Genomic DNA, 6,519 nt, shown 5'->3' on the forward strand with positions numbered 1-6,519 from the left:
CGCGTCGAGAACCTCAGGAAAAGCTACGACGGCTTCCTTGCCGTCAACGGCGTCAGCTTCAGCGTGGCGCAAGGAGAGCTGAAGGCCCTGATCGGGCCCAACGGCGCGGGCAAGTCCACCTGCTTCAACATGCTGATGGGCCAGCTCAGGCCGACCTCGGGACAGGTGTTCTTCGACGGCGAGAACATCACCGGCCACAAACCCCGCGACATCTGGCGCCGGGGCGTGGGCCGCACCTTCCAGATCACCGGCACCTACCAGTCGATGACGGTGATCGAGAACGTGCAGATGGCGCTGATGTCGCATCACCGCAAGATCTTCTCCATCGCCCCCCGGGCGTGGAAGCTCTACCGCGACGAGGCCTTCGAGTTCCTGCGCACCGTGGCGATGGAAGAGCAGGCCGACCGCCCCTGCTCGATCCTCGCCTACGGCGATCTCAAGCGGCTCGAGCTCGCCATCGCGCTCTGCCACCGGCCGCGGCTTCTGCTGATGGACGAGCCCACCGCCGGCATGGCGCCCTCGGCACGGATCGAGCTCATGCAGCTCACCGCCGACATCGTGCGCGAACAGGGCGTCTCGGTGCTGTTCACCGAGCACGACATGGACGTGGTCTTTGCCCATTCGCATCACATCATGGTGCTGAACCGGGGCGAGCTGATCGCGGACGGCAACGCCGCGCAGGTCCGCAACAACCCGCAGGTGCAAGAGGTCTACCTCGGCGGCGGCACGCTCTTCAAGGAGGACAGCCATGCTTAGCGTCGAGCGCATCCACAGCTACTACGGCAAGGCGCACATCCTGTCGGACCTCAGCTTCGAGGTCCGCCGCGGCGAGGTGGTGGCGCTGCTGGGCCGCAACGGCGCCGGCAAGTCGACGACGATGAAGTCGGTGATGCAGCTGGTGCGGCCGCGCCAGGGGCAGGTCACCTTCCAGGGCCGCAACCTGGTGGGCGAGCCCGCCTTCCGCGTCGCCAAGACCGGCATAGGCTACGTGCCCGAGGACCGGCGCATCTTCACCGACCTCACCGTGCTCGAGAACCTCGAGGTCGGGCGCCAGCCCGCCCGCAAGGACGCGCCGCACTGGACCGTCGAGCAGCTCTTCCAGATCTTCCCCAACCTCTCGGAGCGGCGCGGCAACCGTGGCAAGCACATGTCGGGCGGCGAGCAGCAGATGCTGACCATCGCCCGGACGCTGATGGGCAACCCGTCGCTGCTGCTGCTGGACGAACCGTCCGAGGGCATCGCCCCGGTGATCGTCGAGCAGATGGCGGCCACGATCCTGCGGCTCAAGGCCGAAGGGCTGACGGTGATGATCTCGGAACAGAACCTGCATTTCGCCCGCGCCGTGGCCGACCGTGCCATCATCATCGAGGGCGGCGAGAAGAAGTTCGACGGCAGTTTCACCGAGCTCGAAGCCCATCCCGAGATCAGGGACGCCTATCTGTCGGTGTAAAACGGTGCCAACCATACGCTTCCGGATTGTCCTTGGGGTGAAATGCCGGTAGGGCAACATGCCTTAAAGGAGAACCTTGCCCGTGGATGACATCCCCAAAGCCCGCACCAGCGCCGATCACGGCTACCTGCTGGACGAGCAGATCGGATTCCTGCTGCGCAAGGCCTACCAGCGCAACTCGACGATTTTCGCCGAGACGGTTCCCGGCAAGCTGACGCCCACGCAGTTCTCGGTGATGCACCGGCTGGCCGAGGACGGGCCGATGTCGCAGAACCGGCTGGGCCGCTCGGTGGCGATGGACGGGGCGACCACCAAGGGCGTGGTCGACCGGCTGATCGCCCGCGGCCTGCTGCAGACCGCGCCCGATCCCGACGACCGCCGCCGCCATCTCGTGTCGCTGACCGCCAACGGCGTGGCGCTGATCGACGAGGCGGTGGAGGCCGCCATCACCGTCAGCACCGAAACCACGGCCCCCCTGCGCGAGCGCGAGAAGGAGACGCTGCTGCGTCTCCTGAAGAAGATCGGCGGCGACTGAGCCACGGTGGATCTGCCGGGACTGCCGCAGGCGCGTTGCCGGTTCCTGTGACGGGGTCTTGCGGAGCCTCCCCCGGCAGCCTCGCCGGTTCCGGCGCATTGCCTCGCTCAGTCCGCTCTTGCTCCGGGTGGCCGCGCCTGTTCTCCAGCGTTGCCCTACCCCGACGCCACAAGGTCCAGATGCGGCGCATCCGTGTCCGTGCCGCGAGGTCGAGGCGCGACTTCACCGCCTCGTAGTCCCGGCGTCAGGCACCGCCCCTCCGCACCACACGCTGAAGAGCCTCCCCCGCTTGGACTTCTCCGACAAAACACCCGGCACCTCGGGCACGACGGCCCCGGACCAGGCTTTCAGGTCAGGGCCTCCGTCATCGCGCGGCGGACACGCGCAGGGCACGAGACCATCCCTCGGGGAGCTCCAGCACTTACGATGTCAGGTCAGGGCGACGTCCCGCCCTGAGGGAAGACACCCGCGCTCGGCGCTGACACCTGTCCCCCGGCACGGGGTCAGGGCGACGTCCCGCGAAGGTCCGTCTCACCCCAGCTCAGGCGAGGAAGCCCTTCACCTCGGCGCTGCTCACCACGTGGCAGTAGATCATGTTGATGATCCGCAGCTCGGCCTCGTGCAGTTCGCGCGTTGCGGCGGCGCAGCAGTCCTCGACCACCACCACGCCGAAGCTCTCGTCTGCGAGGCTTCGCACCGAGGACGAGATGCATTGGTCGGTGAAGATCCCCGCCACGATCACGTCCTTGATGCCCATGTTGTGCAACGCCATCCGCAGGTTGGTCCCCGTCAGCGCTGAATCCGTGGTCTTGGTCACCACGATCTCGTCCCCCACCGGCCCCACCGCGTCGACGATCTGGGAATCCTCGCGGTCCTTGGGCAGCAGCAGGTAGTTGAACCCCGGCTTCTTCTGGCTCAGCGAACGGTCGCGGCCGTCTTCCTTGAGGCAGGCGATGCGGGCGTGGATGACCTCGATGCCGTTGTCGCGGGCCCAGGCCTGCAGTTTCGCGGTGTTGGGAATGACCACCTCGTGCATGCGCTCGAAGAACGGCGCCCAGCGGCGCGCCTCGGCCGGGTCCTCGGGCAGCTCGAGGTAGGTGTTCTGGATGTCGATGACCAGAAGCGCCGTGCGCGGCGCCTCCAGCACGATGTCCTCGGGCTCGTCGGCGGTCTCGTAGTAGAAGCTGCGCCAGTCGGTCTTCCAGCCCATCAGATTTCCCCGATCGCCTCGAGGCTCTCGGGCAGGATCTGCCCGCCGTCCACCACGATCTGCTGGCCGGTGATGTAGCCCGCCTCGTCGGAGGCGAAGAACAGCGCCGCGTTGCCGATGTCCTCGACCGCACCCAGACGCTTCAGCGGGATCGAGGCGGCCATGGTCTCGAGATAGTCCTCGCCCAGATCCTGCAGCCCCTCGGTGTAGATGTTGCCCGGCATCACCGCGTTGATCGTGGTGCCGTAGCGCGCAAGCTCCATCGCCGCGGTCTTGATGAACCCCAGCTGGCCCGACTTCGACGCGCCGTAATGCGACCAGCCCGGGTAGCCGGTCACCGGCCCGGTGATCGACGAGGTCAGCACCACCCGGCCCTTGCCCGCGGCCTCGAAGATCGGGATGCAGGCCTTCACGCAGAGGAAGCTCGACTTGAGGTTCACCGACATGACGTAGTCCCAGTCGTCGGGGGACATGTCGACCATCTTCTTCTGCGGGAAGATCCCGGCGTTGGCGCAGAGGATGTCGACGCCGCCGAAGGCGCCAACCGTGGCCGCGACCATGGCCTGAACCGAGGTCCAGTCGGCCACGTCGGTCGGATGCCACGCCGCGGTGCCGCCCGCCGCCTCGATCTCGGCCACCGCGAGCTTGGCGGAATCCTCGCCTCGGGCAGCGATCATGACCTTGGCGCCCTGCGCGGCGAAGACCTTGGCGATGCCCTTGCCGATCCCCTTGGACCCGCCGGTAACGATCACCGATTTTCCGGCAATGGATGTGAGCATGTGTCTGTTCCCTGTCTTTTCAGTCTGTTATGCGTTTCTGTCGTTCAGGCGTTCCGCGCCGCGCGGGCGCGCTTGAAGATGAGCGCCGCCGTCAGCCCCAGCGCGAGCAGCACCGCCGAGGTCCCTACGGTCAGGATGCCCACCGTCGGCACCAGCGGCGAATAGCCCGAGACCATCTTGGCATAGAGCCACTCCGGCAGCGTGCTGTCTGCCCCTGTCGTGAACAGCGACAGCGGAAAGTTGCCCCAGCTCAGGAGGAAGGCGAAAAGCCCGGCCGAGATCACCCCCGGCATCAGCAGCGGGATGGTCACCTCGCGCAGCGTGTCCCAGGTGGTGGCGCCCATGTCGCGGGCGGCCTCCTCTAGCGCGGGATCGAAGCTGTAGGCACGGATCGAGATCACCAGCGTGGCGATGGGGGCGATCCAGACGAGATGCGCCACCACGGCGGTCTTCCACGACGGGATGATGCCCACGGTGTTGAACCACATCAGCAGCGCCAGCCCCAGCACGGTCTGCGGGAAGAAGATCGGCAGCAGGATGAGCTTCTGGTAGGCCTTGCGGAAGCGCCACGAGTAGCGCGCGAAGGCGAGCGCACCCAAGAAGCCTATGACCATGCTCAGCACCGTGACGATGCCCGCGACCTTGAGCGAGACCAGCAGCAGGTCGCGCACCGTGTCCGAGGCCAGCGCCTCGCCGTACCAGTCGTAGGCATAGCGCCGGATCGGGAAGGTCAGGTAGCGCGCCTTGGAGATCGAGGCGAGCCCCACCGACACCAGCGGCAGGTAAAGGAAGGCCAGCACCGCGCAGCCGTAGGCCACCAGCAGCCAGCCCATCAGGCGGGAGGTCCTCATCTCAGCGTCTCCCCATCATGCGGTCGAGATCGGCCCGCCCGATGCCCCAGATCGCGATGCCGCCCACGATGACGATCAGCACCATCGCGAGCGCGGCCCCCAGCGGCCAGTTCTGGCCGTAGGTGAATGCCGTCTCGACCTCCTCGGCGATGACGATGACCGCCTGCCCTCCCAGAAGCTTGGTCTCGGCCAGCGCGCCCGCCGCCAGCACGAAAGTCAGCAGGCTGCCCACGAGGATGCCGGGCATGGCCAGCGGCAGCTCGATCTCGCGGAAGATCTGCCAGCGCGTGGCGCCAAGGTCGAAGGCCGCGGCGCGGGCGTCCTCGGGCACCATGGCGATGCCCTGCGCCAGCGGGAACAGCATGAACGGCAGGTAGACGTAGCAAAGCCCGAAGACGATCACCGGCACGTTGTAGAGCAGCCCGTCGAAGCCGGTGCCGGTCCACGCGCGGATGTAGCCCTCGACCAGCCCCCCCTTCATCAGCGTCAGCACCCAGCCGAAGAGCCGGATGTTCTCGGACACGAAGAGCGTCATCACCACGCCGATGGTCAGCACCAGCGAGAACCGCCCGAAGACCTTGGCCATGCCGTAGGCGAGCGGCCAGCAGACCACGAAGAGGATCAGCGTCGCCGCCATCGACATGCCCAGCGACCACGCCACGGTCTTCCAGTAGCCCTGCGTGATCACCGTGTAGTAGGCGCTGAAATCCGGCATGTTCCAGATGCTGAAGACCTTGGGCGGCATGGTCGAGAAGGCCGCGACCAGCAGGATCGGCGCCAGGAAGGCCACCGCCAGGAAGACCCCGATCGGCAGCGCGTAGAGAAGCCCGAGCTGGCGGTCACGCCGCTGCATCGCGGGCCTCCGGCGCGATCAGGTGACAGGCCGAGGTGCCGAAGCCCATGACCACCGGCGCGCCGGGGCCACCCACCGCGTTCTCGCGCAGCACCTCGACGGTGACCGGGGCCGCGCCTTCGCGCGCCACGGTGTACTGCACCCGGCTGCCCAGCAGGTACTCCGACTCGATGATGCCCTCGAGCGCCACGTCCGCCTCCTCGCCCGGGGCCAGCAGCGCGACGCTTTCGGGGCGCACCACCAGCGTGCCGGTCTGGCCCACGAAGAGGTTCGACGCCCGCGGCCCGAAGCGCAGCCCCGGCACCCGGCCGTCGACCATGTCGAAGAGGTTCACCTCGCCCATGAACTCGGCCACGAAGCGCGAGCGCGGGCGGGCGTAGATCTCGGCCGCGGGGGCGATCTGCTCGAAGCGGCCCGCCTTCATGATGGCGATGCGGTCGGACATGACCATCGCCTCCTCGAGGCTGTGGGTGATGTAGATGAAGGTCTTGCCGGTGCGCCGGTGCAGGTCCTTAAGCTCTTTCTCGAGCGTCTTGCGGAGCCGGTAGTCGAGCGCCGAGAGCGGCTCGTCGAAAAACAGGATCTCGGGGTCGAAGGCCAGCGCGCGGGCCAGCGCCACGCGCTGCTTTTCGCCGCCCGAGCATTCGTCGATGCGCTTGTCGTAATAGCTCGCCGGCAGCCGCAGCAGTTCGAGCAGCTCCAGCGCACGGGCCTTGCGGGTGGCGGGCGCCACCTTGCGCAGCTTCAGCGGAAACTCGATATTCTGCCCCACCGAGCGGTGCGGGAAAAGCGCCAGCGACTGGAACACCATGCAGGTCGGGCGCTTGTTGGCAGGCACCGC

The 6,519-nt window shown here is 67.3% G+C and carries 8 protein-coding genes; 3 read left to right on the forward strand and 5 right to left on the reverse strand.

The window, feature by feature from the left end:
* From HC022_RS16485 to HC022_RS16495, 3 genes are all read left to right on the forward strand, one after another.
* Positions 1-756, forward strand: a 756-nt coding sequence (locus tag HC022_RS16485; RefSeq protein ID WP_167453156.1) for an ABC transporter ATP-binding protein, incomplete at its 5' end; no start/stop codon positions are given.
* Positions 749-1,450 carry an ABC transporter ATP-binding protein gene (locus HC022_RS16490; RefSeq protein WP_008885646.1) on the forward strand — a complete coding sequence of 234 codons (702 nt, stop codon included), beginning with the start codon at positions 749-751 and terminating at the stop codon, positions 1,448-1,450. The genes HC022_RS16485 and HC022_RS16490, both read left to right, overlap by 8 nt.
* A gap of 82 nt (positions 1,451-1,532) precedes the next feature.
* Positions 1,533-1,985 carry a MarR family transcriptional regulator gene (locus tag HC022_RS16495; protein ID WP_167453157.1) on the forward strand — a complete coding sequence of 151 codons (453 nt, stop codon included), beginning with the start codon at positions 1,533-1,535 and terminating at the stop codon, positions 1,983-1,985.
* Between the two features lie 541 nt (positions 1,986-2,526).
* Here HC022_RS16495 and HC022_RS16500 read toward each other — a convergent pair.
* From HC022_RS16500 to HC022_RS16520, 5 genes are all read right to left on the reverse strand, one after another.
* Positions 2,527-3,195, reverse strand: coding sequence for a cysteine hydrolase family protein (locus HC022_RS16500; protein WP_008884073.1), 669 nt, complete (start codon positions 3,193-3,195; stop codon positions 2,527-2,529).
* Positions 3,195-3,974: a 3-oxoacyl-ACP reductase FabG gene (fabG, locus tag HC022_RS16505; protein WP_008884084.1), complete on the reverse strand. Its 780-nt coding sequence runs from the start codon at positions 3,972-3,974 to the stop codon at positions 3,195-3,197. Before fabG ends, HC022_RS16500 begins: the two co-directional genes overlap by 1 nt.
* Before the next feature lie 44 nt (positions 3,975-4,018).
* A complete protein-coding gene (locus tag HC022_RS16510; protein WP_089957260.1) occupies positions 4,019-4,825 on the reverse strand; it encodes an ABC transporter permease in 807 nt (268 codons plus the stop codon).
* Position 4,826: 1 nt separating this feature from the next.
* Entirely contained in the window at positions 4,827-5,678 is an 852-nt protein-coding gene (locus HC022_RS16515) for an ABC transporter permease (protein WP_008885587.1), read from the reverse strand.
* A partial coding sequence (locus HC022_RS16520) for an ABC transporter ATP-binding protein (protein WP_167453158.1) occupies positions 5,665-6,519 on the reverse strand: 855 nt, incomplete at its 5' end. The genes HC022_RS16520 and HC022_RS16515, both read right to left, overlap by 14 nt.

The sequence above is a fragment of the Salipiger sp. HF18 genome, assembly GCF_011806505.1.
Taxonomy (GTDB): domain Bacteria; phylum Pseudomonadota; class Alphaproteobacteria; order Rhodobacterales; family Rhodobacteraceae; genus Salipiger; species Salipiger thiooxidans.

Bases quoted from the DNA above. Each gene is read 5' to 3' on its own strand.
- HC022_RS16510 (WP_089957260.1), bottom strand. From the start codon at position 4,825: ATGAGGACCTCCCGCCTGATGGGCTGGCTGCTGGTGGCCTACGGCTGC.
- HC022_RS16515 (WP_008885587.1), bottom strand. From the start codon at position 5,678: ATGCAGCGGCGTGACCGCCAGCTCGGGCTTCTCTACGCGCTGCCGATC.
- fabG (WP_008884084.1), bottom strand. From the start codon at position 3,974: ATGCTCACATCCATTGCCGGAAAATCGGTGATCGTTACCGGCGGGTCC.
- HC022_RS16490 (WP_008885646.1), top strand. From the start codon at position 749: ATGCTTAGCGTCGAGCGCATCCACAGCTACTACGGCAAGGCGCACATC.
- HC022_RS16500 (WP_008884073.1), bottom strand. From the start codon at position 3,195: ATGGGCTGGAAGACCGACTGGCGCAGCTTCTACTACGAGACCGCCGAC.